This is a genomic window from Streptomyces canus 299MFChir4.1, from assembly GCF_000383615.1.
In the GTDB taxonomy this organism is placed as follows: Bacteria; Actinomycetota; Actinomycetes; order Streptomycetales; family Streptomycetaceae; genus Streptomyces; species Streptomyces canus_C.
Genome location: NZ_KB911582.1, coordinates 792,811 through 818,672 on the forward strand (window position 1 = coordinate 792,811; position 25,862 = coordinate 818,672).

Consider the following 25,862-nt stretch of genomic DNA (forward strand, 5'->3'; position numbering starts at 1 on the left):
GGCGTGTGGTGCCCACCAGGCGGAGGCGTGTGGTGATCGCCCGGTGGAGGCGTGTGGTCGCCGTAGCCGCCGCCCTCCTCGTGCCCGGGATTGTCGCCGTACCCGCCGCCCCCCTCCTGCCCGGAGTCGTCGCCGTAACCCGAATCGTCGCCGTGCGACGCGCTACGGGAACCGTGTCTGCCCGAACTCGGCTTTACGGCACAGGAGTTGCCGAACGCAGGGTTGAGCGCGGCGACCACGTCGACGGAGTCGCCGCAGGCGTTGACGGGGATGTCGACGGGCGCCGCCACACTGTCGCCGGACAGGACGCCGGCCGAATCCGTGGCGACGCCGCTCGCGTGCGTGTCGGCGAGGACAGGGCTGCTGCACAGGGACAGAATGCTTGTCGCGGCGGCGGCCGCGACCATTCCCCTACTCAGGGTCTGTCGCAATCTCGTTGTCTTCCTGCTTGTAGAAGTGGGAAAAGCCGGCCTCGGACGGAATCGAGCGGTCCAAGGCCGGCCAGGACAGCCGGTACGGCTGAGGTGTTACGTGGTCAGTCGTTCACGCACACGTTGCCGAACGCCGGGTTCAGCGCACCGATGACGTTGACCGTGTTCCCGCACACGTTGATCGGCACGTGGATGGGGACCTGGACCACGTTGCCCGAGAGGAAGCCGGGGGAACCGATGGCGGCACCCTCGGCTCCGGCGTCCGCGAAGGCCGGGGCGGCCACGCCGAAGGCCATGATCACGCCCGCGGCGACAGCGGCGGTCTTCTTCATGAGATTTCCCTTCTCTGCGGTCATGCCCCTTTGTCGGCGTGTGACCGAGCGAGCACAGACGGAGCGGCTCGCGCCATGACCTGCAGGCTGTAGAACGAGGGATAGCCGATGGAGAAACTACCGAACGCGTGGCGCGGGTGAATTCACTCGATTGCCCTGTGCCGTCACTCATTTCACCCTCGACCAGGCGGGGAAAGGCCCACGCAAAAAACCCGGACGGCCCGTAGACAATGCCACGGGCCGCCCGGTCGGTCGGATTCGCCTTAGTCCTCGGTGGCGGACGACAGAACCGACAGGTCCTCGAGAACGTGCGACAGCGCGCCGTCCCGCTTGGACTGGGTCGAGTTGTCGGAGCACTGCTGGGTCAGCTGGTCCGACAGGATCGGCACGTCCTGGACGTTGACGATCTGCAGGACGCCGACGTTGGTGTCGCTCAGGCCGAGGCACGGCTTGTTGAGCGTGCCCTGGACCAGCGAGAGCTGGGGGCTCATGTCACCCTTGGTCGCCGAATTGCCGAACGACGACGTGGCGCCGTTACCGTTCTGCACGGTCGGTCCGTTGTCGTTGCCGATGGCAAGCGCCGTCGGAGCTGCCGCCACCGACATTCCAACGACAGAAGCGGCGGCCGCCGCGGCGGCCATTGCCTTCTTAAGCACTTCGCGTTCCTTTCCTCGTAGCGACACAATGCCCTACGGCCACATCAACCCGGCACGTGAGGAATGGTTGCGGGCGTTCACTCCATTGGCCCTGTCGCCGACTTGGGCGCCCCTCGGCCACCAGGGTTCCGGCGAGGCTCTCGACCGCCCGCCGCTATCGGCCGTCGGAGTGAACGGGAGAAACCTCGTCGCGGGCGCGCAGTTAGCCAGAACGCTCCGGTCCACGGGGCTTCCTCAGAAAGGACTGGCCAGTGATCAAGAAGATTGTTGCCACCGCGGCGATCGCCGCGTCAGCCGTGGGTGCCTCCGCCGCCGCGGCTCCGCAGGCACTCGCGATCGGCAACGACCAGGGACCGACCGCGGCGAACGGCAACGGTTCTTGGCAGAGCTTCGGCAATTCGAGCACCTACGGGAACATGAGCCCGCAGATGGCGCTGATCCAGGGGTCCTTCAACAAGCCCTGCCTCGCTGTCAGCGACCTGCCCATCGGTGTGCTTCAGGTCGTCAACGTCCAGGACGTGCCGATCCTGTCGGACCAGCAGACCCAGCAGTGCGCCGAGAACTCGACCCAGGCCAAGCGGGACGGTGCGCTGGCCCACCTGCTGGAGGACGTGTCGATCCTGTCCACCGCCCAGGAGTCCGCCGACAAGAAGTCCGACGACTGATTCCGGGCTTCACCGGTCGAGGCCGAAGGGGCCGCCGAGCATCTCGGCGGCCCCTTCGGCGTGTCAGCGCCGGTACAGCGCCTCGACCTCCTCGGCGTAGGCCGCAGTCACCACGTGCCGCTTGACCTTCAGGGACGGGGTGAGCATGCCGTTGTCCTCGGTGAACTCCCCCTCGACCAGCCGGAAGGCGCGGATCGACTCGGCGCGGGAGACGGCCGCGTTGGCGTGGTCGACGGCCTTCTGGATGTCGGCGCGCAGCCGTTCGTCCTCGACGAGTGCGGAGTGCGGGGTGTCGGCGGGCAGCCCCCGCACCGACAGCCAGTGGGTCATCGCCTCGGGGTCGAGGGTGATCAGGGCGGCGACGAAGGGACGGTTGTCGCCGACGACCAGGCACTGGCCGATTGGGGCCCGGCTGCGCAGGCGGTCCTCCAGGACGGCCGGGGAGACGTTCTTGCCGCCGGAGGTGACGAGGAGGTCCTTCTTGCGGCCGGTGATGGTGAGATAGCCGTCCTCGTCGAGGGCGCCCAGGTCGCCGGTGGCGAACCACTCGTCCTTCAGGACGGCGTCGGTGGCCTCGGGGTTGTTCCAGTAGGCGCCGAAGACGATCCCGCCCTTGATGAGGACCTCGCCGTCGTCGGCGATGCGGATCGCGGTGCCGGGAACCGGCTGTCCGACCGTGCCGGGGCGGGGGCCGAGGGGCGGGACGACGGTGGCGGCGGCGCTGGTCTCGGTGAGGCCGTAGCCCTCGTAGATGATGATCCCGGCCGCGGAGAAGAACAGGTTGAGTTCGCGGTCCAGGGGGGAGCCGCCGCTGATGGCGTAGCGCATGCGGCCGCCGAGTTCCTTGCGGATACGGCGGTAGACCAGCAGGTCGTACAGGCCCCAGGCGGCGTAGAGGCCGGGGCCCGGCCCTTTGCCCTGGCCCAGGAACTTGTCCAGGTACGCCTCGCCGAAGCGGACGCCGATGCGGTGGGCGCGGTCGAAGGAGGCGGCGCGGCCCAGCTTCTCGGCGGTGGCGCGGCCGGTGGCGTGGATCTTCTCGAAGAGGTACGGGACGCCGACGAGGAAGGTCGGGCGGAACTCCTTGAGCGCGGGCCGCAGTTCGTCGGGCTTGATGCTCGGGCAGTGGCCGATCTCGATGCGGGCCATCAGACAGGCGATCTGGAGGGTGCGGCCCATGATGTGGGCGAGCGGGAGGAAGAGCAGGGTGGAGGCGGTCTGGTCGGTGACCTCCTTGAAGATGGGGTGGAGCAGTTCGACGGTGTTGGCGGCCTCGGCGTGCAGGTTGGCGTGGGTGAGGACGCAGCCCTTGGGGCGGCCGGTGGTGCCGGAGGTGTAGCAGACGGTGGCGATGGTGTCGGGGCTCAGGGCGGCCCGGCGCTTGGTGACCTCCTCGTCGGGGACGCCGAGCCCCTTGCTCTTGAGGGCGGCCAGGTCGTGGCTGTCGATCTGGAAGTAGCGCACGAAGTCGGGCGAGGGGTGGTCGGCGGCGGTCGCGGTGGCCAGGTTGTCGTCGGTCTCCACGAAGAAGTGGCGCACGCCGGAGTCCCGGACGATCCACTCCACCTGCTCGGCCGATGAGGTGGCGTAGACGGGGACCGTCTGGCCGCCGGCCGCCCAGATCGCGAAGTCCAGCACCGTCCACTCGTAGCGGGTGCGGGACATCACCGCGACCCGGCCGCCCGGTTCGAGGCCTTCGGCGATCAACCCCTTGGCCACGGCGGTGACTTCGTCGGCGAATTCCCGGGCGGTGACCGGGCGCCAGCCTGTCGTCTCCCGGCGGCGCAGCACCACGGTGTCGGGGGTCTCTGCCGCGTTGGTGAAGGGGAGGTCGGCGATGCTGCCGGTCGTCGGGCGCGGGGCGAGGGGCGGTGTCCGTGCCTCTCGTACGGCACCGTCCTCGCCCCTGATGACCTCGACCGTGGTGCGAGTCGCCAGGTCGGTGCGCTGTTTCGCGCGCTTCAGGTCCTTGCGTACGCCCATCGTGGCTCCCCGGTCGGCTCCGACTGGGTGGTCAACTTACTCGCAAGTAAGGAAAGGTCAATGGGTCGGGCCTCAGTCCGCGAGGTGGCGTGCCTCGCGGATGGTACCGGCGAGCTGCCGTACCGCGCTGTCCTCGGTGCGGTCCCCCAACGTGTCCGCCCAGTCGGCGAGTTCGTTCAGGGACGGTCGGCCCGGCAGCCGGTCGTCGTCGTAGGTGTCGCGCAGGGCGTCGGCGAAGTAGGCGGCCACCGCGTCGACCTGGAAGCGGGGGTTCGCGTCGCGCAGCGAGTCGTCGAAGGTCTCCAGCCCGGCCGACTTCTCGTGCGGGGCCCGGGTCCTGGGGTCCTGCCAGCGGACGGTGGCGGTGGCGAGGTGGCCGTCGGCGCCGGGGCGGGTGCGTACCGCGTAGAGCGCGGTGACCGTGTGGCCGGGGCCGACCTCGCCGCCGTCCACGCGGTCGTCGCGGAAGTCGTCGTCGGCGACGCGGCGGTCGTCGTAGCCGACCAGGCGGAAGGAGGCGACGGTCTCGGGGTCGAAGGCGACCTGGGCCTTGGCGTCGCGGGCGGTCAGGTCGATGTTCTGCGGGAGCTGTTCGCAGAAGACCTTCTCGGCGTCGTCGCCGGAGACGTAGACGGTGTGGCCGTCGCCCTTGTCGGCGAGGCGTTCCATGAGGGCGTCGCCGTAGTCGCTGCCGACACCGACGCCGAAGAGGGTGATGCCGTGCTCGCGGCGGGCGGTGTCGATGCGGTCGAGGATGGCGTCGGGGTCGGTCTCGCCGTCGTTGGCGAGGGCGTCGGAGATCAGGACGACCCGGTTGGTGGCACCCTCGCGCAGGCCCTCGACGGCCGTCCGGTAGCCGGTCTCGACGCCCGCGCCGAGGTTGGTGGAGTACGTCGGCTCCAGGCTGTCGATCGCCTCGCGGATCCGGTGGCGGTGGTCGCCGAGGCGGGTCATCGGCAGGACCGTCTCGGCCCGGTCGCTGAAGGTGACGAGGGCGACCGAGTCGTCGTCGCGCAGCCGTTCCGTCATGGTGTCGAGGGAGCGCTGGGCGAGGTCGAGGCGGCCGGGTTCGGCCATCGAGCCGGAGATGTCGATGACGAAGGTGAGGGCGGCGGGCGGGCGTTCGTCCGTGTGCTCCTCGGCGCTCCTGGTGGCCAGGCCCACCCGGACCAGGGACCAGTCGTCCTTGTCGGTGCGGGCGCCGTCGACGGTGACCGTGAAGCCGTTGCCGTCGGGGCGGTCGTAGTCCTGGCGGAAGCTGTTGACGAACTCCTCGGGGCGGATCGTCGAGGGGTCGGGGCGGCGGCCCTCGGCGAGGGTGCGGCGGGCGTAGCCGTAGGAGGCGGTGTCGACGTCGAGGGCGAAGGTGGAGAGGTAGTCCGGGGACGGGGTGACGTAGTCGCCGCGGGACTCCTCGGAGTTCTGCTCGCCCTGGGGCTGGTTCGGGGCGGGGAAGGCCGGGGCGTTCGAGCCGCCCCTCGCTCCGTCCGCGCTGCTCTTGCTTCCTTCGTCACCCCCGCCGCATCCGGTGAGCAGCAGGCCGCCCGCCAGTGCGAGGGCGAGCATCACCTGTCGTGTCCGCTGTCGCTCCATCGTCCGTACCCCCTGGGCCTGTTGACGTCGGCTTCTGCGACTGTGACGGGCCGGGGGGCCGGAATGTGCGCTACGGAGCGTTGCGGATGGGTATCGAAGGGGGCACGGAGACGGGCCGTCGAGACCGGTGGGAGATCTTCCGTTGACCTAGGAGACCACGTCCTTGCGGGCGAAACCCCGGAAGGCCAGGGCGAACAGCACCAGAGCGAGCGTTATCGACAGGGAGGTGCCCTGGATCATGTCGGACCACTGCACCTTCGGCTGTACGGCGTCCAGCCACGCGTACTGCCAGTGCGAGGGGAGGAAGTCGCGCCAGTCGCCGAGGGCCGTCACCTGGTCCAGCACATTGCCGACGATGGTCAGGCCGACGGCGCCGCCGACCGCGCCGAGCGGTGCGTCGGTGCGGGTGGAGAGCCAGAACGCCAGGGCGGCGGTGACGAGTTGGGAGACGAAGATGTAGGCCACCGTGATCAGCAGACGCTGGGCCGCGGTCCCGGGTTCCAGTGCGCCGCCGGTGGGGAGCTGGAGCGGGCCCCAGCCGTAGGCCGCCGTGCCGACCGCGAGTGCGACCAGCGGGAGCAGGAGCATCGCGGCCAGGCTGAGAGCGAGGCCGACGACGAGCTTCGACCACAGCAGGCGGGCCCTCGGAACGGGTGCCGCCAGCAGGTAGCGCAGGGAGGACCAGCCGGCCTCCGAGGCGACCGTGTCCCCGCAGAACAGCGCCACGGGGATGATCAGCAGGAAGCCCGCGGAGGCGAACAGGTTCACCGCGGCGAAGTTGGCCCCGGACACCGTCGCGGTGTCCATCAGGTTGACGCGGGTGTTGCCCGAGCCCGGTCCGCCGCCCAGCTGGAAGGCGATCAGCAGGACGAAGGGCAGGGCGACCAGGATGCCGAACATGACGAGGGTGCGGCGGCGCTTCAACTGCCGTACCAGCTCGACCCGTATCGGCAGCGTACGGCCGGCGCGGTAGCCGTCGGCGACCTCCGCGCGCCCGGTCAGCGTGCTGCTGCTCATGCGGAGTCTCCGATCAGGGTGAGGAAGGCGTCTTCGAGGCGGCGGTGGGGCCCCACCGTCTCCACGGGGACCTCCAGCCGGACGAGGTCGGCGACCAGGCGTGCCGCGCTGCCGTCCGTGTCGAGTCGTACGAGGAGACCGTCGTCGGTGGTGAGCGCCGATGCCACGCCCGGCAGGGCCGCGACCTTCTCGGCCAGGGGCTCCTCGACCGGTACGGCCGTGCCGACCAGGAGGGTGTCGCCGGAGCCGACGATCTCGGCGACCGGGCCGGCCTGGACCAGCTTGCCGTGGTCCATGACGACGAGGTGGGTGCAGGACTGCTCGACCTCCGAGAGGAGGTGGCTGGAGACGATGACCGTGCGGCCGGCCGCCGCGTAGCGGATCATCACCTCGCGCATCTCGCGGATCTGCGGCGGGTCGAGACCGTTGGTCGGTTCGTCGAGGATGAGCAGGTCCGGCAGGCCCAGCATGGCCTGGGCGATGGCCAGGCGCTGGCGCATGCCCTGGGAGTAGGTGCGCACCGCGCGGGCCAGCGCGTCGCCGAGACCGGCGATCTCCAGCGCCTCCTCCAGATGGGCGTCCTCGGGCGGGCGGCCGGTGGCCCGCCAGTACAGCTCCAGGTTCTCCCGGCCCGACAGGTGCGGGAGGAAGCCCGCGCCCTCGACGAAGGCGCCGACACGGGAGAGCACGGGGGCGCCGGGCGCGATCGCGTGGCCGAAGACGCGTACCTCGCCGCCGTCCGGCCTGATCAGGCCCATCAGCATGCGCAGGGTGGTGGTCTTGCCCGCGCCGTTCGGGCCGAGCAGGCCGAGGACCTGGCCCTTCTCGACGCGGAAGGACAGGTCGCGGACCGCGTAACGGTCGGCGGACTTGGCGTACCGCTTGCTCAAGCCGGTGATCTGCAGGGGGACTTCGGCCAGCTCGGGCTCGGGGGCGGCGGGGGCGGTCGTACGGCGGCGGCCCGTCACCACGAGGATCAGGGCGAGCACGGCGCCGGCCAGCGGGAGCCACCAGACCCAGGCGGGCAGGGGGGCCTGGGCGTTCTTCTCGCTGAGGGCGGTCGGGACGTTCAGGTCGCTCTTCAGGGAGACGCTGTACGTCGCCGGGGCCGTCGGTGAGGCGTAGCCGAGGTCCGTGGAGGCGAGGACCAGGCGGAGGCGGTGACCGTCCTCGATGTCGTGGTCGATCGCCGGGAGGGTGATCGTGACGTCCTTGCCGGCCTTGGCTCCCTCGCCCCTGATGGGCTCGACGAGTTGGGAGGGCAGCGTCTGCCGGCCGTTCGCGCCGACGTCGTACAGCTTGGCGAAGAGGACCGCGGCGTCGGTCGTCGACTTCACGTGGACGGTGACGGTGGGCGAGCCGGTGATCTGGAGGTCGTCCCTGACCGGGGCCGACTCGAAGGCGGCGTACTGGCCCGGGAAGTCGAGGGAGACGCCGACGCCGAGGGAGGAGAGCTGGGAGAGGCCGCCCCCGCCGAGGCCGGGGAGAGCCGAGACGGCGGGCGGACTGGCTCCGGCCGGGTTGGCGAAGTCCTGCTCACGGCCGGTCAGGGCGATCCTGTGGTCGTCGCCCTCCAGGCCCGGGTAGGTGTCGGCGGTGACGCCGGTGAGGCGGGTCTCGCCGTCGCCGGTGTCGGTGCCGAGGGTGCGGGTGACACGGAAGGCGGGGCCGGTGCCGGCGCTCTTGTCGTCCTTGAGATAGCGGTCGAACCAGTGCGTCACGCGGGACTGGACACGGCTCGTCTCCAGGTCGCCGCCGTCATGGCCGCCCGCGATCCAGTCGACGTCGACGGGGGCGCCGTTGGCGCGGATCGCCTTCGCGGCGGCGTCGGCCTGGTTCAGGGGGAAGAGGGAGTCCGTCTGGCCCTGGACGAGGAGGGTGGGGACCTTGATGTCCTTGGCGACGGCAGACGGGGAGCGCTCCTCCAGTATCTTCTCGGCCTGCGCGTCCGGGACGCCGGACTGGGCCACCCGCTGGTACATCGCGCAGATCTGCGGCTCGAACTTGGCGCAGCCGCCCGCCGAGTTGACGAAGATGCCGGCCCACAGCTTCTTGAAGACGCCGTTCGGGAAGAGGGCGTCCGAGAGGTTCCAGTACGTGATCGACGGGGCGATCGCGTCCACGCGGTCGTCGTGGCCGGCGGCGAGGAGGGAGATCGCGCCGCCGTAGCTCGCGCCCGCCACGCCGACCCTGGGGTCGCCGGGCTTGTCGAGCTCGACCTGGGGCTGCTTCGCGAGCCAGTCGATGAGCCGGGAGACGTCGGCGACCTCGCCCTTCGGGTCGTTGAGGCCGACCTTGCCCGTCGACTTGCCGAAGCCTCGCGCCGACCAGGTCAGGACCGCGTAGCCGTCTCTCGCGAGGTCCTGTGCCTGTTGGCGTACGTCGTTCTTGCTGCCGCCGAAGCCGTGGCCCAGGAGGACCGCGGGGCGCCTTCCGGTGCCGTTCGTCGTGAAGTACGAGGTGTCGATGCGGACGCCGTCGATCGCCATGATCTGGTCCGCGCGGTGCACCGGGGGTGGGTCGTCTGAAGCGGCGGCCGTCCATGTCCCGGCGGCGGCGAGCACGACGACGGAGGCCGCGGCGGCGATCCACCGTGGCCTCCGGAGGCGTCGAAGATCCATGATTCAACGGTACGGGGTGAAGCTGTCGGGGACTTATCTACTGGGGGCTGAACTCGGGGCCATCCTGGGGGTGGATGGGGGTGCGTGGTGTACAGCAGGTGCGGTACGGCTACGAGCTCGGGGGGTCCTGCTTTTGGCCGTCTGCTGCGCCGTTGTGGCTGGTCGCGCCCACGCGGCGGAGCCGCAAATCGATACAGCCCCGCGCCCCTTTTCGCCCCTGCGGGGCGATCAAGGGGCGATCAGTCCTGCGGAATTGAGACCAGCCACCTGGTGTCCCGGCGGGGGCGGAGGTAGAGGGCCCAGTAGATAGTGGCCGCTGCCGTGATCCCTCCCGTCCATACCAAGTACTCCGTCTCCTGCTGGGTCAGGATGTAGGCCAGTACCGCTATCAGGAGGATCGGCATGGCCGGCCAGAGCGGCATGCGCCAGGCCGGGGTGTGCTTGTGGTGGGGGCGGCGGGAGAGAAGGGCCGCCACCGCGACCAGCAGGTACATGCCCGTCACCGAGACGCCGGTGACGCCGTACAACGTGTCCAGGTTCACGAAGCACAGGGCCGCTCCCGGGATGCCCACCGCAAGGGTGGCGACCCACGGGGAGCCGAAGCGGCCGAGCTTGGCGAAGACGGTGTTGACCGGGGAGGGCCAGGCCTTGTCCCGTGCCGAGGCGAAGAGGACGCGGGAGTTCTGGATGACCATGACGATGCCGGCGTTGATGATCGCGAGGGCGACGCACAGGCTGACGAAGGTGCCGACCGCGGAGTTGGACCAGGCCGTGACCATGGTGCTGATGTCGCCGCCGGTCAGTTCGGTCAGGTCGGAGGCGCCCAGGGTGATCGCGGCCACCGGCACCAGGATGATCACGGTGGAGATGGCGAGGGTGGCCAGGACCGTGCGGGCCACGTTGCGGCGGGGGTTCTCCAGTTCCTCCGAGAGGTAGACGGCGGTCGAGAATCCCTGGGTGACGAAGAGGGCGATGGCCAGACCGGAGACCACGAGCATGGCCGTCACCGGGTCCGTGCCGCCGTGCGCGTCCGCCACCTGCAGGGACAGGAGGCTGCTCGGGCCGCGTACCGCGTGAGTGAAGCCCAGCAGCGCCACCACGGCCGCCGCGATCACCTCCAGGACCAGGAAGACGCCGGTGATCCACGCGTTGGCGCGCAGGTCGAGGAGGCCGGCGAGGGTGGCCAGGAGCATGACTCCGGCGCCCGCCAGGGAGGGGTCGAGGTGGATCACCGGGGCCAGGTAGTCCGCCGTGCCCATCGCGATCACCGGCGGGACGATCATGACGACCAGGAGGGAGAGCACGAAGACGAGCCAGCCCGCGAGTCGTCCCGCCAGCGTCGAGACGATGGCGTACTCACCGCCCGCGCTGGGGATGAGGGTGCCCAGCTCCGAGTAGCAGAACGCCACGGCGATGCAGAGCAGGGAGCCGATGGCGATCGTCAGGGCGGTGGCGGTGCCGAGCGAGCCGAAGAGGTCGGGGACGACCACGAAGAGGGTCGAGGCCGGGGTGACGCACGACAGGGTGAGGAGGGTGCCGCCGACCACGCCGATGGAACGGTTGAGCTTGGCGTGGCCGTGCTCCGGTGCCTGGGCGACGACGGTGTCGGCGGGGCGGAGGGTGTCGGTCATGGTGCTGCATGCAACCCCGACGAAACCAGCACGTCAATGGCCCTCCTGCTACGGATTTCGTAGCTGGAGGGCCATTTAGTTGCCGTTTACGTCAGAAACTGGCCGTCACTGCCGCGCTTCGGTGTCCTGCGGGAACCGCAGGACACCGCCGGGAAAAAACCTCAGTGGTTGCGCGGGAAGCCCAGATCCACGCCGGTGGGGGCGTCGGCCGGGTCGGGCCAGCGGGTGGTGACGACCTTGCCGCGGGTGTAGAAGTGCGTGCCGTCGTTGCCGTAGATGTGGTGGTCGCCGAAGAGGCTGTCCTTCCAGCCGCCGAAGGAGTGGTAGCCGACGGGGACCGGGATCGGGACGTTCACGCCGACCATGCCGGCCTCGACCTCCAGCTGGAAGCGGCGGGCGGCGCCGCCGTCCCGGGTGAAGATCGCGGTGCCGTTGCCGAAGGGGGAGGCGTTGATCAGCGCCAGGCCCTCCTCGTAGGTGTCGACGCGCAGCACGCTCAGGACCGGACCGAAGATCTCGTCCTGGTAGGCCTTGGCGGTGGTGGGGACCTTGTCGAGGAGGGAGATGCCGATCCAGTGGCCGTCGTCGAAGCCCTCCACCGTGTGCCCGGTGCCGTCCAGGACGACCTCGCAGCCCTCGGCGGCCGCACCCTCGACGTAGGAGGCCACCTTGTCGCGGTGCACCTTCGTGATGAGCGGGCCCATCTCGGAGGCCGGGTCGTTGCCCGGGCCGATCTTGATCTTCTCGGCGCGCTCGCGGATCTTCTCGACCAGCGTGTCGCCGACGGCACCGACCGCGACGACCGCGGAGATGGCCATGCAGCGCTCGCCCGCGGAGCCGTAGGCGGCCGAGACGGCGGCGTCGGCGGCCGCGTCCAGGTCGGCGTCCGGCAGGACCAGCATGTGGTTCTTGGCGCCGCCCAGGGCCTGGACGCGCTTGCCGTTGGCGGAGGCGGTGGTGTGGATGTAGCGGGCGATCGGGGTCGAGCCGACGAAGGAGACGGCCTTGACGTCCGGGTGCTCCAGGAGCCGGTCGACGGCCACCTTGTCGCCGTGGACGACGTTGAACACGCCGTCGGGCAGGCCCGCCTCGGCGAGCAGCTCGGCGATCTTGATCGAGGCCGAGGGGTCCTTCTCGGACGGCTTCAGCACGAAGGTGTTGCCGGTCGCGATGGCGATCGGGAACATCCACATCGGCACCATGGCCGGGAAGTTGAACGGCGTGATGCCCGCGACGACACCGAGCGGCTGGCGGATGGACGCCACGTCCACGCGGCTGGCGACCTCGGTCGACAGTTCACCCTTGAGCTGCACGGTGATCCCGCACGCCAGGTCCACGATCTCCAGACCGCGCGCGACCTCGCCGAGCGCGTCCGAGTGCACCTTGCCGTGCTCGGCGGTGATCAGCTCGGCGATCGCGTCCCGGTTCGCCTCAAGGAGCGCCCGGAAGCGGAACAGGATCGTGGTGCGCTTGGCGAGCGAGGAGGTGCCCCAGGTCTGGAACGCGTCCTTCGCGGCGCCCACGGCGGCGTCGACCTCGTCGACCGACGCGAACGCGACCTTGGTGGTGACCGCGCCGGTCGCCGGGTCGGTGACCGGCCCGTAGTTCCCCGACGCGCCCTCGACGGTCTTGCCGCCGATCCAGTGGTTGACGATCTTCGTCATGACCGAGTACTCCTTTTCACAGATGGCGGCGTCGGGTTGAGACGTGCCGTTCGTACAGCTCACGGGCCTTCACCGCGGACGCGCGCGTCGCGGTCTCGGCCACAGGAACATCCCACCAGGCCTGCGCCGGAGGCGCGCCCGACACTGTGTCTGCCGTTTCCGTCTCGACGTAGACACATGTGGGAGTGTCGGCGGCCCGCGCCTCTTCGAGGGCGGCGCGCAGGTCCCGTACGGTCTTCGCGCGCAGCACACGCATGCCGAGGCTGGCCACGTTGGCGGCCAGGTCCACCGGCAGCGGAGCGCCCGTGTAGGTGCCGTCGTCGGACTGGAAGCGGTACGCCGTGCCGAACCGTTCGCCGCCGACCGACTCGGACAGGCCGCCGATGGAGGCGTAGCCGTGGTTCTGGATCAGGAGGAGCTTGATCGCGATGCCCTCCTGTACGGCCGTGACGATCTCCGTCGGCATCATCAGGTACGTTCCGTCGCCGACCAGCGCCCAGACGTTGCGGTCGGGAGCGGCCATCTTCACACCGATCGCGGCCGGGATCTCGTAGCCCATGCAGGAGTAGCCGTACTCCAGGTGGTACTGGTCCCTCGACCGGGCGCGCCACAGCTTGTGCAGGTCGCCGGGGAGGGAGCCGGCCGCGTTGATGATCACGTCGGACTCGTCCACGAGCGCGTCCAGAGCGCCGAGGACCTGCGGCTGGGTCGGCCTGATGTCGGGCTCGTCGGCCTCGTAGCAGGCGTCGACGCGCTGCTCCCAGCGCTCCTTGTCGAGCGTGTACTCGTCGACGTACACGTCCGGGACACGGTGCGCGTGCAGCTGGAGTGCCTCGGTGAGCTCCGTCAGACCGCTGCGGGCGTCCGCGACCAGCGGTGTCCCGGCGAGCTTGTGGCCGTCGTAGGGCGCGATGTTGAGGTTGAGGAAGCGGACGCCGTCGCCCGCGAAGAGGGTGCCGGAGGCCGTCGTGAAGTCGGTGTACCGGGTGCCGACGCCGATCACCAGGTCGGCCTGGCGGGCGAGTTCGTTGGCGGTGGCGGTGCCGGTGTGGCCGACGCCGCCGACGTCCTGGGGGTGGTCGTGGCGCAGGGAGCCCTTGCCGGCCTGGGTGGAGGCGACCGGGATGCCGGTGGCGTCCGCGAACTCGGCGAGGGCCTCCTCGGCGCGGCTGTGGTGGACTCCGCCTCCGGCGACGAGGAGGGGGCGCTGGGCGTTGCGGATCGCGTGGACTGCTTCGGCGAGTTCGGTCGGGTCGGCGCCCGGACGTCGTACGACCCAGGTGCGCTCGGCGAAGAACTCGTCCGGCCAGTCGTACGCCTCGGCCTGGACGTCCTGCGGGAGGGCGAGGGTCACGGCGCCGGTCTCGACGGGGTCGGTGAGGACGCGCATCGCCTGGAGGGCGGCCGGGATCAGGGCCTCCGGGCGGGTGACGCGGTCGAAGTACTTCGACACCGGGCGCAGACAGTCGTTGACCGATATGTCACCGGCGTACGGGACTTCGAGCTGCTGGAGGACCGGGTCGGCGACGCGGGTGGCGAAGATGTCGCCCGGCAGGAGCAGGACGGGGAGGTGATTGATGGTCGCGAGGGCCGCGCCCGTCACCAGGTTGGTGGCGCCCGGGCCGATGGAGGTCGTGACCGCGTGCGTGGAGAGGCGGTTCGACTGGCGCGCGTAGCCGACGGCCGCGTGCACCATGGACTGCTCGTTGCGGCCCTGGTGGAAGGGCATGACGGGGGGCGTGGGGGGTGTCCCCCCACTGGGCACGGTGCCGTACTCGACGAGCGCCTGGCCGAGGCCCGCGACATTGCCGTGGCCGAAGATGCCCCAGGTCGCGGAGATCAACCGCTGTCGTACGCCGTCGCGTTCGGTGTACTGGGCGGCCAGGAAGCGGACCAGTGCTTGTGCGACAGTCAGGCGGGTGGTCATCGGTACCCCTCCGTGTGGTCCGGGTGGAAGCAGATCCGCCACTCCCGCGTCTCACCCGGTCCCGCCATGACGTTGAGGTAGTACATGTCGTGGCCGGGCTGGGCGACGGACGGGCCGTGCCATCCGTCGGGGACGAGGACGGCGTCGCCGGAGCGGACCTCGGCGAGGACGTCGGATCCGCCCTCACGGGAGGGAGATACGCGCTGATAGCCGAAACCGTTCGGGCCGTCGATCTCGAAGTAGTAGATCTCCTCCAACTCGGCTTCCGCACCGGGCCGGTGCTCGTCGTGCTTGTGCGGCGGGTACGAGGACCAGTTGCCGCCGGGGGTGACCACCTCGACGGCGATGAGCTTGTCGCAGTCGAAGGCGTCGGCGGAGGCGAAGTTGCGGACGTGCCGCAACTGGGTGCCGCTGCCGCGGTCTTCGACGGGGACCTCCGGCGCGGGGCCGTAGCGGGCGGGGAGTCGTCGCTCGCACTTCGCTCCTGCCAGGGCGAAGCGGCCTCCCGCGCCGGAGGCGATCGATGCCTGGGCGTCCCGGGGCACGTACGCGAAGTCCGAGACTCCGGCGAACACGCTTTCCCGGCCCAGGAGTTGGAACTCTTCGGTACCTGTGCGGACGGTACAGCCGCCTTCCAGCGGAAGCACGATCCACTCGCTGTCACCCGTGGTGAAGGTGTGCGTGCCGCCGGCTGCCAGCTCGACGATCCGCAGGCTGCTGTGGGTCCAGCCGGCCCGCTTGGGGTCGATGTCCACGGTGTACTGGGCGTTGGTCGAGGCACCCTTGGGGACGTACAGCTCGTTCTGTGTCATGCGGCGGCCCTCACAGCAGTCCTACGGCGGTGTCCACGGCGGCGGCCACGTCGCCGTCCGCCGGATACAGCAGCGAGCGGCCGACCACCAGGCCGCGCACGGTGGGCAGTTGGAGGGCGCCGCGCCACTTCTCGTACGCGCCGTCCTGGTCGTCGCCGACCTCGCCGCCCAGCAGCACGGCGGGCAGCGTGGAGGCGGCCATGACCTCGCCCATGTCGTCGGGGTTGTCGCAGACCGGGACCTTGAGCCAGGTGTAGGCCGAACTGCCGCCCAGGCCGGAGGCGATGGCGATCGACTTGGTGACGGCCTCGGCGGACAGGTCGTTCCTGACCTTGCCCTCGGTGGTACGGCCGCTGATGAACGGCTCGACGAAGACGGGGAGCCGGCGTGCGGCCATGTCGTCGATGGCGCGGGCCGTGGACTCCATGGTGGTCAGGGAGCCCGGGTCGTCGTAGTCGATGCGCAGGAGCAGCTTGCCGGCGTCGAAGCCGAGGCGCTCCATGTCCTCGGGGCGGTGGCCGGTGAAGCGGTCGTCGAGTTCGAAGCTCGCGCCCTGGAGGCCGCCGCGGTTCATGGAGCCCATGACGACCTTGCCGTCGAGGGCGCCGAGCAGCAGCAGGTCGTCCAGGATGTCTGCGGTGGCGAGGACGCCGTCGACGCCGGGGCGGGACAGCGCGAGGCAGAGGCGTTCGAGCAGGTCGGCTCGGTTGGCCATGGCCATGCGGTTGCCGCCGACGCCGAGCGCGCCCCGGGCGGGGTGGTCGGCGGCGACGATCATCAGTCGGCCGCTGCCGTTCAGCAGCGGCCTGCGGGTACGGCGGGCCGCCGCCTCGGCGATCGCCTCGGGGCGTTCGGCGCGCAGGCGCACGAGTTCGGTGATGTCGACGGCCGGGGCGGGGGTCGTGCCAGGCGTCGCGGTCATGCCGAGGCAGCCCGTGTCGTACGTCTCGTCGGCGGCCTGACCGCGCTTGCGCCCGCTCACTTGACCGCTCCCGCCGCGACCGCGTCCTCGATCTCGGTGACCGTCGGCATCGCCGAGCTGCACTCGAGGCGGGAGGCGACGATGGCGCCGGCCGCGTTGGCGTGCCGCATGATCTTCTCCAGGTCCCAGCCGGCGAGGAGGCCGTGGCACAGGGAGCCGCCGAAGGCGTCACCGGCGCCGAGGCCGTTGAGGACGTTCACGGGCAGGGGCGGGACCTCGGCCTCGTTGCCCTTGCTGTCGACGGCGAGGACGCCCTTGGGGCCCTGCTTGACGACCGCGAGCTCGACACCGGCGTCCAGCAGCGCCTGGGCCGCCTCGCGGGGCGTGCGCACTCCGGTGGCGACCTCCACCTCGTCGAGGTTTCCGACGGCGACGGTGGTGTGCTTGAGGGCTTCGGCGTAGAAGGGGCGGGCGGCCTCCGGGTCCTTCCAGAACATGGGCCGCCAGTCCAGGTCGAAGACGGTGAGGCCCGCCTTGTCACGGTGGGCGAGGGCCGCCAGGGTCGCCGTACGGCTGGGCTCCTCGCTCAGTCCGGTGCCGGTGACCCAGAAGACGCTCGCCTCGCGGATCGCGTCGAGGTCCAGCTCGTGGGCGTCGATCTCCAGATCCGGGGCCTTGGGCTGCCGGTAGAAGTACAGCGGGAAGTCGTCCGGCGGAAAGACCTCGCAGAAGGTGACCGGGGTCGGCAGGCCCGGGACCGGGGTGACCCAGCGGTCGTCCACGCCGAAGCCCTGGAGGGCCCCGTGCAGATAGGTGCCGAAGGGGTCGTCGCCGGTGCGGGTGATCACCGCGGTGCGCCGTCCCAGGCGGGAGGCGGCGACCGCGACGTTCGTCGCCGAGCCCCCGAGGAACTTGCCGAAGGACGTCACCTGCGGCAGCGGGACACCGGTCTGGAGTGGATACAGGTCCACACCGATCCGCCCCATGGTGATCAGGTCGTACCCCATCGGCTTCCCTTCGTACCTGCGTCGGCTCTCCCGAGCGTTTGTAGCCCCGGACGGCGAGCCCTGTCAATGTTTTGTCCAGACATTCGGACGAGACCTTGACAGCGCTTGCTGTCCGAACCGAAGCTGACCGGCATGACAGCGCCCGCGCCTCTGCCCTCACTGTCCCGCATCCGGATCGGGTCGGCCCCCGACTCCTGGGGTGTGTGGTTCCCCGACGATCCCCAGCAGGTCCCCTGGCAGCGTTTCCTCGACGAGGTCGCGGACTCCGGTTACGAGTGGATCGAGCTGGGTCCGTACGGGTACCTGCCGACCGACCCCGCGGTCCTCACCGAGGAGGTCTCCCGGCGTGGCCTGAAGGTGTCCGCCGGCACCGTCTTCACCGGCCTGCACCACGGTGAGGCCGTGTGGGAGAAGACCTGGGCGCATGTCGCGGACAACGCGGTGCTCGCGCAGGCGATGGGCGCCGGGCACCTGGTCGTCATCCCGTCGTTCTGGCGGGACGACAAGACGGGTGAGGTGCTGGAGCCCGACACGCTCACGCCCGAGCAGTGGCGCAACCTCGGCTCGCTCACCGAGCGGCTGGGGCAGCGGGTGAAGGAGGAGTACGGCCTTCAGATCGTCGTCCACCCGCACGCCGACACCCACATCGACAGCGAGGAGAACGTGGTCCGGTTCCTGGACGCCACCGACTCCGGCCTGGTGTCGCTGTGCCTGGACACCGGGCACTACGCCTACTGCGGCGGGGACAGCGTCAAGCTGATCGAGACCTACGGGTCGCGGATCGGGTATCTGCACCTCAAGCAGGTGGACCCGGCGATCCTGGCCGAGGTGCGGGCCAAGGGGACGCCGTTCGGTCCCGCGGTGGCGCAGGGCGTGATGTGCGAGCCGCCTTCGGGTGTGCCGGCGCTCGGCCCTGTCCTGGAGGCCGCCCAGAAGCTGGACGTGGATCTGTTCGCGATCGTCGAGCAGGACATGTACCCGTGCGAGCCGGACAAGCCGCTGCCGATCGCTCAGCGGACCCGGGCGTTCTTGAGGTCCTGCGGGGCGTAAAAGGGTGTTGGTGAGCCCCTTTCGCTGAAAAGCTGGGGGGATGGTGTTGGTCCGTACCGGGCGTGGGTCCGGTGGGTTCTGGGAGTTCGCCCTCGGCTCGCCCCATCCCCGGCTGCGGCCCGGGGTGTTGAGTTATCGCGGGGTCCGGCTCGCCATGGACCGGCCCCGGCGGCGGCTCGAGACACCTGTCGGGGCCGCGACCCTGCTGCTGGGGTTCGAGCACCCCGTGCGGATCACGCGCGCGGGGCGGCCGCCCGACACCCTCGTGTCCGTCTTCTGCGGGCCCACCACCACTCCCGCCGTCGGGGAGCACGGCGGCCGACTCTCCGGTGTCGAGGTGATGCTGGCCCCCTGGGCCGCGTTCACCCTCTTCGGCACCCCTCAGTACGAGCTCGCCAACCGCACCGTCGATCCCGACGCACTCCCTCACGCCCTGGACCGGCGCGTCGGTGAACTCTCCGCCGCGCTGGCCGCGTTGCCCTCGTGGGAGGCACGGTTCCAGCTGCTGGACGAGGTGTTCGCGCGGTGGTGGGACGCCGGTACGCCGTCTTCGGCCCGGTTGGTGCGGGCCTGGTCGGAGCTCGTGCGGACGGGCGGGGCCATGCCGGTGCGGCGGCTCGCCGAGGAGGTGGGGTGGAGCGTGCGGCAGCTGGAGAACCGGTTCCGGGAGCAGATCGGGCTGGGGCCCAAGGCGGCGGCGCGGGTGCTGCGGCTGCAGCGCGCGCGGCGGCTGCTCACCGCGGGGCACGGACAGGCGGAGACCGCGGCGGCCTGCGGGTACTACGATCAGGCCCATCTGAGCGGCGAGTTCAAGGCGATGACCGGGTGTACGCCGCGGGAGTTCACCACGGCCCGGCGGCTGCCGTTCGCCGCCGCCCCGCCCGGGGACCGGATGGACGGCGAGGCGACGAGCCTGGTCCTCACCTGAGGGGGACCGGGGAGAAGTGCGGCTTTCTCCAAGACCGACAGCCCCGGCCGACTGCACGCTGTGCGCGTCCGACCGGTTGATCCGGGGGGACGGCCGGGGGAGCCGGTGGGCCGGCCCGACGCAGCGGGTCCGGCCCACTCGCGCCACGGGCAGCCATGACCTCGCGCCGTAAGTCAACGCGCCACGCCCGCACGCCCGCGTGCGCCTTTGCGTCACCTCTGTCACGAACTCCCCTTCCGTGTCACACATGTCCCGTGTACGCCAGATCCCCGTCACACCCGGCGCACAACCCCTGACCGACGGTCACCACGGGTCGTTCACGAGGCGCAGGCTTTGTGATCGCCAGCGCAGCGCCCGGTACCCCCGACGGCCGTTCCCGGCCGCCGCCGCGGTGCGCGCGAGGAGGTGCCCCACATGACCGACCGAAGGCTCTGGTCGTACAAGGAGATCGCGGCGCACATCCGTGTGCAGCCGGACACCGTGCGGTCGTACCGCAAGCACGGGCTGCTGCCGCCGCCCGACCATGTCGAGGGCGGCAAGCCCTTCTGGTACGCGGACACCGTGCGCGCGTGGGTCGCGTCCCGGCCGGGGAACCGGGGGCGGAGAGAGGACTGAGGCCGACTCGTGCGGGGGCGGGGGTGCCGGGCCGCCGAAAGTCACGGGCCGCGCCGTCACCGACCGCGCCACCGGGAAACCGATCGGCGAGGTCGTCCTGTACGAGGGGGACCCCGCCGCCCGCAGCCGCACCTTCCGCACGCCCATCGGGCCCGGGGGCCGTGGACGCGGGCCGGGCACCGAGGCCCCCGCCTCGTCGTCGGTCTACGAGGAGGCCGGCTTCACGGTCGAGGGGGTGCGGCGGGGGCCGATCCGCGGGACGGCGCGTGGGTGGACCGGGTGGTCATGGGCCTCCTCGACCGCGAGTGGACCGCCCTCAGGCCCACGGCTCGATGACCGTCACCCCCGCTCCGGGGGCCGTGCCCATCGCCGCGAGGGCGTCCGGGGCCGCGTCCAGGGTGATCGTGGAGGTGACCAGCAGATCCGGTCGCAGCACTCCCGACCCGACCAGCTCCAGCATCGGCGGGTAGGTGTGGGCGGCCATGCCGTGACTGCCGAGGAGTTCGAGCTCCAGGGCGATCGCACGGGCCATGGGGACCGGGGTCGTCCCGTCCGGCGAGGGCAGCAGCCCGACCTGGATGTGGCGGCCGCGCCGGCGCAGGCAGTCGACGGAGGCCGCGCAGGTGGCCGGGGAACCGAGGGCGTCCAGGGAGACCTGGGCGCCCCCGCCGGTCAGCTCGCGGATCGCCGCCGCGGTGTCCCGCACACCGGTCGCGTCCACGCACTCCGCCGCACCGAACTTCCTCGCCAGGGCCAGGGCCTGGGCAGACACGTCCACAGCCACCACGCGGGCTCCCTAGGCCGCCGCGATCATCACCGCGGACAGGCCCACGCCGCCGCAGCCGTGCACCGCGACCCACTCCCCCGCGGTGGCCCGCCCCTGCTGCACGACCGCCCTGAACGCCGTGGCGAAACGGCAGCCCAGGGAGGCGGCCGTGGCGAAGGACATGTCCTGCGGTACGGCCACGAGGTTCACGTCGGCGTGGTCCAACGCCACGTACTGGGCGAACGAGCCCCAGTGGGTGAAGCCGGGCTGGGTCTGGCGCTCGCAGACCTGGTGGTCGCCCCTCGCACAGGACGCGCAGGTGCCGCAGGCGCAGACGAAGGGGACGGTCACCCGGTCACCGGGGCGCCAGGTGCCCACCCGGGGGCCGACCGCCTCCACCACACCCGCGAGTTCATGACCCGGCACGTGCGGGAGGGTGATGTCCGGGTCGTGGCCCTGCCAGCCGTGCCAGTCGCTTCTGCACAGGCCCGTGGCCTTCACGCGGACGACCACTCCGTGGTCCGCCGGGCGGGGGTCGGGCACGTCCCGTACCTGTGCGGGTCCGCCGTACTGGTCGAAGACAACCGCTCGCATCCGCGTCTCCCTCGCCGTTCTCGTCTGCCGGTACATCGTGGCAGTCACGGCGGCTCTTGGAGAAATACCCCCTAGGGGTATAGGGTGTGATGCAGTAACCCCACACGCCTCCATGAGGAGAACGACATGACCGCCCAGACCGATACCCCGGGTTCCGTCACCGCCGTCTACAAGGTGAGCGGGATGAGCTGCGGGCACTGCGAGGGTTCCGTTTCCGGTGAGATCTCCGAGATCGCGGGGGTCAGCTCCGTGAAGGCGGTCGCGTCCACCGGTGAGGTGACGGTCGTGTCGGCGGAGCCGCTGGACGAGGAAGCCGTGCGGGCCGCGGTGGACGAGGCCGGCTTCGAGTTCGTCGGCAAGGCCTGATCGCCCTGGGAGCAGTGAACATGTCCACCACGGCCCCGATAGCACCCGTGTCCGAGGTCGAGCTCGTCATCGGCGGGATGACCTGTGCGTCCTGTGCCGCCCGGGTCGAGAAGAAGCTCAACCGGATGGACGGCGTCACCGCCACGGTCAACTACGCGACCGAGAGGGCGAAGGTCGTCCACCCCGCGGGGGTCGAGGTCGCCGATCTGATCGCGACCGTCGTGAAGACGGGCTACACGGCGCAGGAGCCGGCACCCGCGGTACAGCGGCCCGACGACACGGACCCCGAGCTCGCCGTCCTGCGGCAGCGGCTGTTCGTCTCCGTCGCGCTGGCCGTCCCCGTCATCGCGCTCTCCATGGTCCCCGCCCTCCAGTTCGACAACTGGCAGTGGCTCGCGCTCACCCTCGCCTCGCCCGTCGTCGTCTGGGGTGCGTGGCCCTTCCACCAGGCCGCCTGGACGAACACCCGGCACGGCGCGGCCACCATGGACACCCTCGTCTCGGTCGGGACCCTCGCCGCCTTCGGCTGGTCGCTGTGGGCCCTGTTCTTCGGTGACGCGGGGATGCCGGGCATGCGGGAGCGGTTCGAGCTCACCGCCGGCGGCATGGACGGTGCCTCGACGATCTATCTCGAAGTGGCCGCGGGCGTCACCGCCTTCATCCTGCTCGGCCGCTACCTGGAGGCCCGCGCCAAACGCCACGCGGGGGCGGCCCTCAGGGCCCTGATGGAGCTCGGGGCCAAGGACGTCAGTGTGCTGCGGGACGGGCGCGAGGTGCGGATCCCGGCGGAGCGGCTGGCCGTCGGGGACCGGTTCGTCGTACGGCCCGGCGAGAAGATCGCGACCGACGGCACCGTGGTCGAGGGCGCCTCGGCGGTGGACGCCTCGATGCTGACCGGCGAGTCGGTGCCGGTGGACGTCGGTGTCGGGGACGCCGTCACCGGCGCGACCGTCAACACCGGCGGACGGATCGTCGTGGCGGCGACCCGGATCGGGGCCGACACGCGGCTCGCGCGGATGGCGAAGCTGGTGGAGGACGCGCAGAACGGCAAGGCGCAGGTGCAGCGGCTGGCCGACCGGGTCTCCGCGGTCTTCGTGCCGGCCGTCCTCCTCATCGCGGCGGCCACCTTCGGGGCCTGGCTCGGCATCACCGGGGACACCGTCGCCGCGTTCACCGCGGCCGTCGCCGTGCTGATCATCGCCTGCCCGTGCGCGCTGGGCCTGGCCACGCCGACCGCGCTCATGGTCGGCACCGGGCGCGGCGCCCAGCTCGGCATCCTCATCAAGGGGCCCGAGGTCCTGGAGTCCACGCGGCGCGTCGACACCGTCGTCCTGGACAAGACCGGCACGGTCACCACCGGCCGCATGACGCTTCACGAGGTGTACGTCGTCCAGGACGCCGACGAGAAGCAGGTGCTGCGGCTCGCGGGCGCCCTGGAGCACGCCTCCGAGCATCCCGTGGCCCGGGCGGTCGCCCTGGGCGCCGAGGAGCGGGTCGGACCGCTGCCGGAGGCCGAGCGGTTCGAGAACGTCCCCGGGAAGGGCGTACGCGGCCGTGTGGAGGGCCGCGAGGTGGCCGTGGGACGGCTGTTCGACGTGCTGCCCGCCGAGCTGGCCCGGGCGAAGGAGGAGGCCGAGCGGGACGGTCGTACGGCTGTCGTCGTCGGGTGGGACGGTGTGGCACGCGGCGTCCTGGCCGTCGCCGACGCGGTCAAGGAGACCAGTGCGGAGGCGGTGCGGTCACTGCGGGCGCTGGGGCTCACGCCGGTACTGCTGACCGGGGACAACCGGACGGTGGCCGAGGCGGTGGCCCGGGCGGTCGGGATCGACGAGGTGATCGCCGAGGTGCTGCCCGAGGACAAGGTCGACGCCGTACGGCGGCTTCAGGGCCGGGGGCGGGTCGTCGCGATGGTCGGCGACGGCGTCAACGACGCGGCCGCGCTCGCCGCCGCCGACCTGGGACTCGCCATGGGGACCGGGACCGACGCGGCGATCGAGGCGGGGGACCTGACGCTGGTGCGCGGGGACCTGCGGGTGGCCGCGGACGCGATCCGGCTCTCCCGGCGCACCCTGGCGACGATCAAGGGCAATCTCGTGTGGGCCTTCGGCTACAACGTGGCCGCGCTGCCGCTGGCCGCGGCCGGGTTGCTGAACCCGATGATCGCGGGGGCGGCGATGGCGTTCTCCTCGGTGTTCGTGGTGACCAACAGCCTGCGGCTGCGGACCTTTCGTTGAGGATTCCTTTGACGGGCCCCTCTGGAGTCCGGAGCCACGCTCACATAAGCTCTTCACAAGACTCGTGCATCGTCCTTACGCTTGGGTCCCGATCGCTACATCCGGGCTCTTGCGTATCTAACGGACATTTGCAAGAGACGCAGATCACAGTGATGCGAACGTAACCATCGAAGGGGTTCGAAGGTCTAAGTTGGCGATGTCAGGCAGCGTCTTGGGGGGCGCCGACTGACGTCTGAGGATGTCTTGGGGGACTTCCTCGGAGCTGCGTTGCCGGGGCACGCACTTAGGGAAGCTTTGAGCGGCCCTCCCGACCGTGCGCTGTCCCGGCAGGCCGCACACTGGAGTAGTACGAGGAGTTCTGCTCGTTCTGCTCAAACAGCAAGACCGGAAAGACAGCGATTCAGGCGCTGGTCTCTCAGACGCCCGGCCGGATCCCGTGGGGGGAATCCGCACCGGGACATGGGAAGGCGCCCTGGACGCCGGCCCGTGGGGGGACCGTCGCCAGGGCGCCTTTCGCTTGGCGGATTCAGCCGGGGGTTCGTGAAGCTTCAGCTCGTCGCCCGGCCACCCGCCGGTGGGGGCTGGTCGCGCAGTTCCCCGCGCCCCTGAAAAAACAGGTCAGCCCCGGCACCGGCGTCTGTCAGCGCTGCTCGACCGGGACGAAGTCACGCTCGACCACGCCCGTGTAGATCTGGCGCGGGCGGCCGATGCGGGACCCGGGCTCCTTGATCATCTCGTGCCACTGGGCGATCCAGCCCGGGAGGCGGCCGAGGGCGAACAGGACCGTGAACATCTCGGTCGGGAAGCCCATGGCGCGGTAGATCAGGCCCGTGTAGAAGTCGACGTTCGGGTAGAGGCTGCGCGAGACGAAGTAGTCGTCGGAGAGCGCGTGCTCCTCCAGCTTGAGCGCGATGTCCAGCAGCTCGTCGGACTTGCCGAGGGCCGACAGGACGTCGTGCGCGGCAGCCTTGATGATCTTCGCGCGCGGGTCGAAGTTCTTGTAGACCCGGTGGCCGAAGCCCATCAGCCGGACGCCCTCCTCCTTGTTCTTCACCTTGCGGATGAAGGAGTCGACGTCACCGCCGGAGGCCTGGATGCCCTCCAGCATCTCCAGCACGGACTGGTTGGCGCCGCCGTGCAGCGGGCCCCACAGCGCGTTGATGCCCGCGGAGATCGACGCGAACATGTTCGCCTGGGACGAGCCGACGAGGCGGACCGTGGAGGTCGAACAGTTCTGCTCGTGGTCCGCGTGCAGGATGAGCAGCTTGTCGAGGGCGGAGACCACGACCGGGTCGGGCTCGTACTCCTGCGCCGGGACCGAGAAGGTCATACGGAGGAAGTTCTCGACGTAACCGAGGTCGTTGCGCGGGTAGACGAACGGGTGACCGATCGACTTCTTGTACGCGTACGCCGCGATCGTCGGAAGCTTGGCGAGCAGGCGGATCGTCGAGAGGTTGCGCTGCTTCTCGTCGAAGGGGTTGTGGCTGTCCTGGTAGAACGTGGACAGCGCGGAGACGACCGACGACAGCATGGCCATCGGGTGGGCGTCGCGCGGGAAGCCCCGGTAGAAGTTCTTGACGTCCTCGTGCAGCAGGGTGTGCTGCGTGATGTCGTTCTTGAACACCGAGAGCTCGTCGACGGTCGGAAGCTCACCGTTGATCAGGAGGTACGCGACCTCCAGGAACGTGGAGCGCTCGGCCAGCTGCTCGATCGGGTAGCCGCGGTACCGGAGGATGCCGGCCTCGCCGTCGAGATAGGTGATGGCGGATTTATAGGCGGCGGTGTTGCCGTAGCCGCTGTCCAGGGTGACCAGACCGGTCTGGGCGCGGAGCTTCCCGATGTCGAAGCCCTTGTCGCCGACGGTGCTGTCGATCACCGGGTAGGTGTACTCGCCATCGCCGTACCGCACTACTACAGAGTTGTCGCTCACGTCATCCCTCACCGACGTTGTGCCTCTTCTTCGAGGTTGCCCTGATTGTCTCTACCATCCCCCATTTGGCGCAGGAGAGTGCACTCGGGGTCGGCCGTTGGGCGTATCGGCGGCACTG

At 70.6% G+C, this 25,862-nt stretch carries 20 protein-coding genes and 2 pseudogenes; 7 read left to right on the forward strand and 15 right to left on the reverse strand.

The features are described 5' to 3' along the window. From H293_RS48985 to H293_RS0103555, 3 genes are all read right to left on the reverse strand, one after another. The coding region (locus tag H293_RS48985; protein WP_020116500.1) for a chaplin at window positions 1-407 on the reverse strand (407 nt) is incomplete at its 3' end. Between the two features lie 128 nt (window positions 408-535). Next, window positions 536-763, reverse strand: a complete 228-nt coding sequence (locus tag H293_RS0103550) for a chaplin (protein ID WP_020116501.1) — start codon at window positions 761-763, stop codon at window positions 536-538. 263 nt (window positions 764-1,026) lie between these two features. Further along, on the reverse strand, window positions 1,027-1,419 hold the full coding sequence (locus H293_RS0103555) for a rodlin (RefSeq protein WP_028807517.1): 393 nt from the start codon (window positions 1,417-1,419) through the stop codon (window positions 1,027-1,029). A 251-nt stretch (window positions 1,420-1,670) separates the two neighbouring features. On the opposite strand from H293_RS0103555, the gene H293_RS0103560 reads away from it, so the two are divergent. Then, complete coding sequence (locus H293_RS0103560) at window positions 1,671-2,084, forward strand: rodlin (protein ID WP_020116503.1); 414 nt, start codon at window positions 1,671-1,673, stop codon at window positions 2,082-2,084. Between the two features lie 63 nt (window positions 2,085-2,147). On the opposite strand, the gene H293_RS0103565 is transcribed toward H293_RS0103560, so the two are convergent. The 10 genes from H293_RS0103565 to iolC all read right to left on the reverse strand — a co-directional run bounded on the left by H293_RS0103565 (window position 2,148) and on the right by iolC (window position 17,261). After that, window positions 2,148-4,067: an AMP-dependent synthetase/ligase gene (locus tag H293_RS0103565; protein WP_020116504.1), complete on the reverse strand. Its 1,920-nt coding sequence runs from the start codon at window positions 4,065-4,067 to the stop codon at window positions 2,148-2,150. A gap of 72 nt (window positions 4,068-4,139) precedes the next feature. Continuing rightward, window positions 4,140-5,660, reverse strand: a complete 1,521-nt coding sequence (locus tag H293_RS0103570) for a vWA domain-containing protein (protein ID WP_028807518.1) — start codon at window positions 5,658-5,660, stop codon at window positions 4,140-4,142. 147 nt (window positions 5,661-5,807) lie between these two features. Continuing rightward, a complete protein-coding gene (locus tag H293_RS0103575; protein WP_020116506.1) occupies window positions 5,808-6,677 on the reverse strand; it encodes an ABC transporter permease in 870 nt (289 codons plus the stop codon). Next, entirely contained in the window at window positions 6,674-9,298 is a 2,625-nt protein-coding gene (locus tag H293_RS0103580; protein WP_028807519.1) for a CocE/NonD family hydrolase, read from the reverse strand. The genes H293_RS0103575 and H293_RS0103580 overlap by 4 nt, the downstream gene beginning before the upstream one ends. Before the next feature lie 239 nt (window positions 9,299-9,537). Next, complete coding sequence (locus tag H293_RS0103585) at window positions 9,538-10,929, reverse strand: APC family permease (protein WP_020116508.1); 1,392 nt, start codon at window positions 10,927-10,929, stop codon at window positions 9,538-9,540. A gap of 161 nt (window positions 10,930-11,090) precedes the next feature. After that, window positions 11,091-12,593 carry a CoA-acylating methylmalonate-semialdehyde dehydrogenase gene (gene mmsA, locus H293_RS0103590; protein ID WP_020116509.1) on the reverse strand — a complete coding sequence of 501 codons (1,503 nt, stop codon included), beginning with the start codon at window positions 12,591-12,593 and terminating at the stop codon, window positions 11,091-11,093. A 16-nt stretch (window positions 12,594-12,609) separates the two neighbouring features. Further along, window positions 12,610-14,520, reverse strand: coding sequence for a 3D-(3,5/4)-trihydroxycyclohexane-1,2-dione acylhydrolase (decyclizing) (gene iolD / locus H293_RS0103595; protein ID WP_020116510.1), 1,911 nt, complete (start codon window positions 14,518-14,520; stop codon window positions 12,610-12,612). After that, window positions 14,517-15,332, reverse strand: a complete 816-nt coding sequence (gene iolB / locus H293_RS0103600) for a 5-deoxy-glucuronate isomerase (protein WP_020116511.1) — start codon at window positions 15,330-15,332, stop codon at window positions 14,517-14,519. The genes iolD and iolB overlap by 4 nt, the downstream gene beginning before the upstream one ends. 10 nt (window positions 15,333-15,342) lie before the next feature. Further along, window positions 15,343-16,254, reverse strand: a complete 912-nt coding sequence (locus tag H293_RS0103605) for a Cgl0159 family (beta/alpha)8-fold protein (protein WP_051138058.1) — start codon at window positions 16,252-16,254, stop codon at window positions 15,343-15,345. Window positions 16,255-16,310: 56 nt separating this feature from the next. Continuing rightward, entirely contained in the window at window positions 16,311-17,261 is a 951-nt protein-coding gene (gene iolC / locus H293_RS0103610; RefSeq protein WP_020116513.1) for a 5-dehydro-2-deoxygluconokinase, read from the reverse strand. Between the two features lie 132 nt (window positions 17,262-17,393). Between iolC and H293_RS0103615 the strand changes: the two genes are divergently transcribed. The 4 genes and pseudogenes from H293_RS0103615 to H293_RS59850 all read left to right on the forward strand — a co-directional run. Further along, on the forward strand, window positions 17,394-18,311 hold the full coding sequence (locus H293_RS0103615) for a sugar phosphate isomerase/epimerase family protein (protein WP_028807521.1): 918 nt from the start codon (window positions 17,394-17,396) through the stop codon (window positions 18,309-18,311). A 40-nt stretch (window positions 18,312-18,351) separates the two neighbouring features. Continuing rightward, window positions 18,352-19,239: a helix-turn-helix domain-containing protein gene (locus H293_RS0103620; protein WP_028807522.1), complete on the forward strand. Its 888-nt coding sequence runs from the start codon at window positions 18,352-18,354 to the stop codon at window positions 19,237-19,239. 414 nt (window positions 19,240-19,653) lie between these two features. Then, the gene (locus H293_RS0103625) at window positions 19,654-19,854 is read left to right on the forward strand and encodes a helix-turn-helix transcriptional regulator (protein ID WP_020116516.1); all 201 of its coding nucleotides are present in this window, start codon (window positions 19,654-19,656) and stop codon (window positions 19,852-19,854) included. Between the two features lie 52 nt (window positions 19,855-19,906). Then, window positions 19,907-20,190, forward strand: a pseudogene (locus tag H293_RS59850) (GNAT family N-acetyltransferase); the annotation flags it as partial. On the opposite strand, the pseudogene H293_RS52515 reads toward H293_RS59850, so the two are convergent. Then, window positions 20,171-21,214: pseudogene (locus tag H293_RS52515) on the reverse strand (zinc-dependent alcohol dehydrogenase family protein). The pseudogenes H293_RS59850 and H293_RS52515 overlap by 20 nt on opposite strands. A 126-nt stretch (window positions 21,215-21,340) precedes the next feature. Here H293_RS52515 and H293_RS0103635 point away from each other — a divergent pair. Further along, window positions 21,341-21,580, forward strand: a complete 240-nt coding sequence (locus H293_RS0103635) for a heavy-metal-associated domain-containing protein (RefSeq protein WP_020116519.1) — start codon at window positions 21,341-21,343, stop codon at window positions 21,578-21,580. A 20-nt stretch (window positions 21,581-21,600) separates the two neighbouring features. After that, complete coding sequence (locus H293_RS0103640; protein ID WP_028807523.1) at window positions 21,601-23,814, forward strand: heavy metal translocating P-type ATPase; 2,214 nt, start codon at window positions 21,601-21,603, stop codon at window positions 23,812-23,814. Between the two features lie 640 nt (window positions 23,815-24,454). Here H293_RS0103640 and H293_RS0103645 read toward each other — a convergent pair. Then, window positions 24,455-25,744: a citrate synthase gene (locus H293_RS0103645; RefSeq protein WP_028807524.1), complete on the reverse strand. Its 1,290-nt coding sequence runs from the start codon at window positions 25,742-25,744 to the stop codon at window positions 24,455-24,457. Window positions 25,745-25,862: the final 118 nt, after the last annotated feature.

Excerpts from the sequence above, each read along its gene's own strand:
- iolB (WP_020116511.1), bottom strand. The coding sequence starts at position 15,332 with ATGACACAGAACGAGCTGTACGTCCCCAAGGGTGCCTCGACCAACGCC.
- H293_RS0103580 (WP_028807519.1), bottom strand. The coding sequence starts at position 9,298 with ATGGATCTTCGACGCCTCCGGAGGCCACGGTGGATCGCCGCCGCGGCC.
- H293_RS0103575 (WP_020116506.1), bottom strand. The coding sequence starts at position 6,677 with ATGAGCAGCAGCACGCTGACCGGGCGCGCGGAGGTCGCCGACGGCTAC.
- H293_RS0103605 (WP_051138058.1), bottom strand. The coding sequence starts at position 16,254 with ATGACCGCGACGCCTGGCACGACCCCCGCCCCGGCCGTCGACATCACC.
- H293_RS0103625 (WP_020116516.1), top strand. The coding sequence starts at position 19,654 with ATGACCGACCGAAGGCTCTGGTCGTACAAGGAGATCGCGGCGCACATC.
- H293_RS0103565 (WP_020116504.1), bottom strand. The coding sequence starts at position 4,067 with ATGGGCGTACGCAAGGACCTGAAGCGCGCGAAACAGCGCACCGACCTG.
- H293_RS0103550 (WP_020116501.1), bottom strand. The coding sequence starts at position 763 with ATGAAGAAGACCGCCGCTGTCGCCGCGGGCGTGATCATGGCCTTCGGC.
- H293_RS0103615 (WP_028807521.1), top strand. The coding sequence starts at position 17,394 with ATGACAGCGCCCGCGCCTCTGCCCTCACTGTCCCGCATCCGGATCGGG.
- iolC (WP_020116513.1), bottom strand. The coding sequence starts at position 17,261 with ATGGGGTACGACCTGATCACCATGGGGCGGATCGGTGTGGACCTGTAT.
- H293_RS0103640 (WP_028807523.1), top strand. The coding sequence starts at position 21,601 with ATGTCCACCACGGCCCCGATAGCACCCGTGTCCGAGGTCGAGCTCGTC.
- H293_RS0103620 (WP_028807522.1), top strand. The coding sequence starts at position 18,352 with ATGGTGTTGGTCCGTACCGGGCGTGGGTCCGGTGGGTTCTGGGAGTTC.
- H293_RS0103635 (WP_020116519.1), top strand. The coding sequence starts at position 21,341 with ATGACCGCCCAGACCGATACCCCGGGTTCCGTCACCGCCGTCTACAAG.
- H293_RS0103585 (WP_020116508.1), bottom strand. The coding sequence starts at position 10,929 with ATGACCGACACCCTCCGCCCCGCCGACACCGTCGTCGCCCAGGCACCG.
- iolD (WP_020116510.1), bottom strand. The coding sequence starts at position 14,520 with ATGACCACCCGCCTGACTGTCGCACAAGCACTGGTCCGCTTCCTGGCC.
- mmsA (WP_020116509.1), bottom strand. The coding sequence starts at position 12,593 with ATGACGAAGATCGTCAACCACTGGATCGGCGGCAAGACCGTCGAGGGC.
- H293_RS0103570 (WP_028807518.1), bottom strand. The coding sequence starts at position 5,660 with ATGGAGCGACAGCGGACACGACAGGTGATGCTCGCCCTCGCACTGGCG.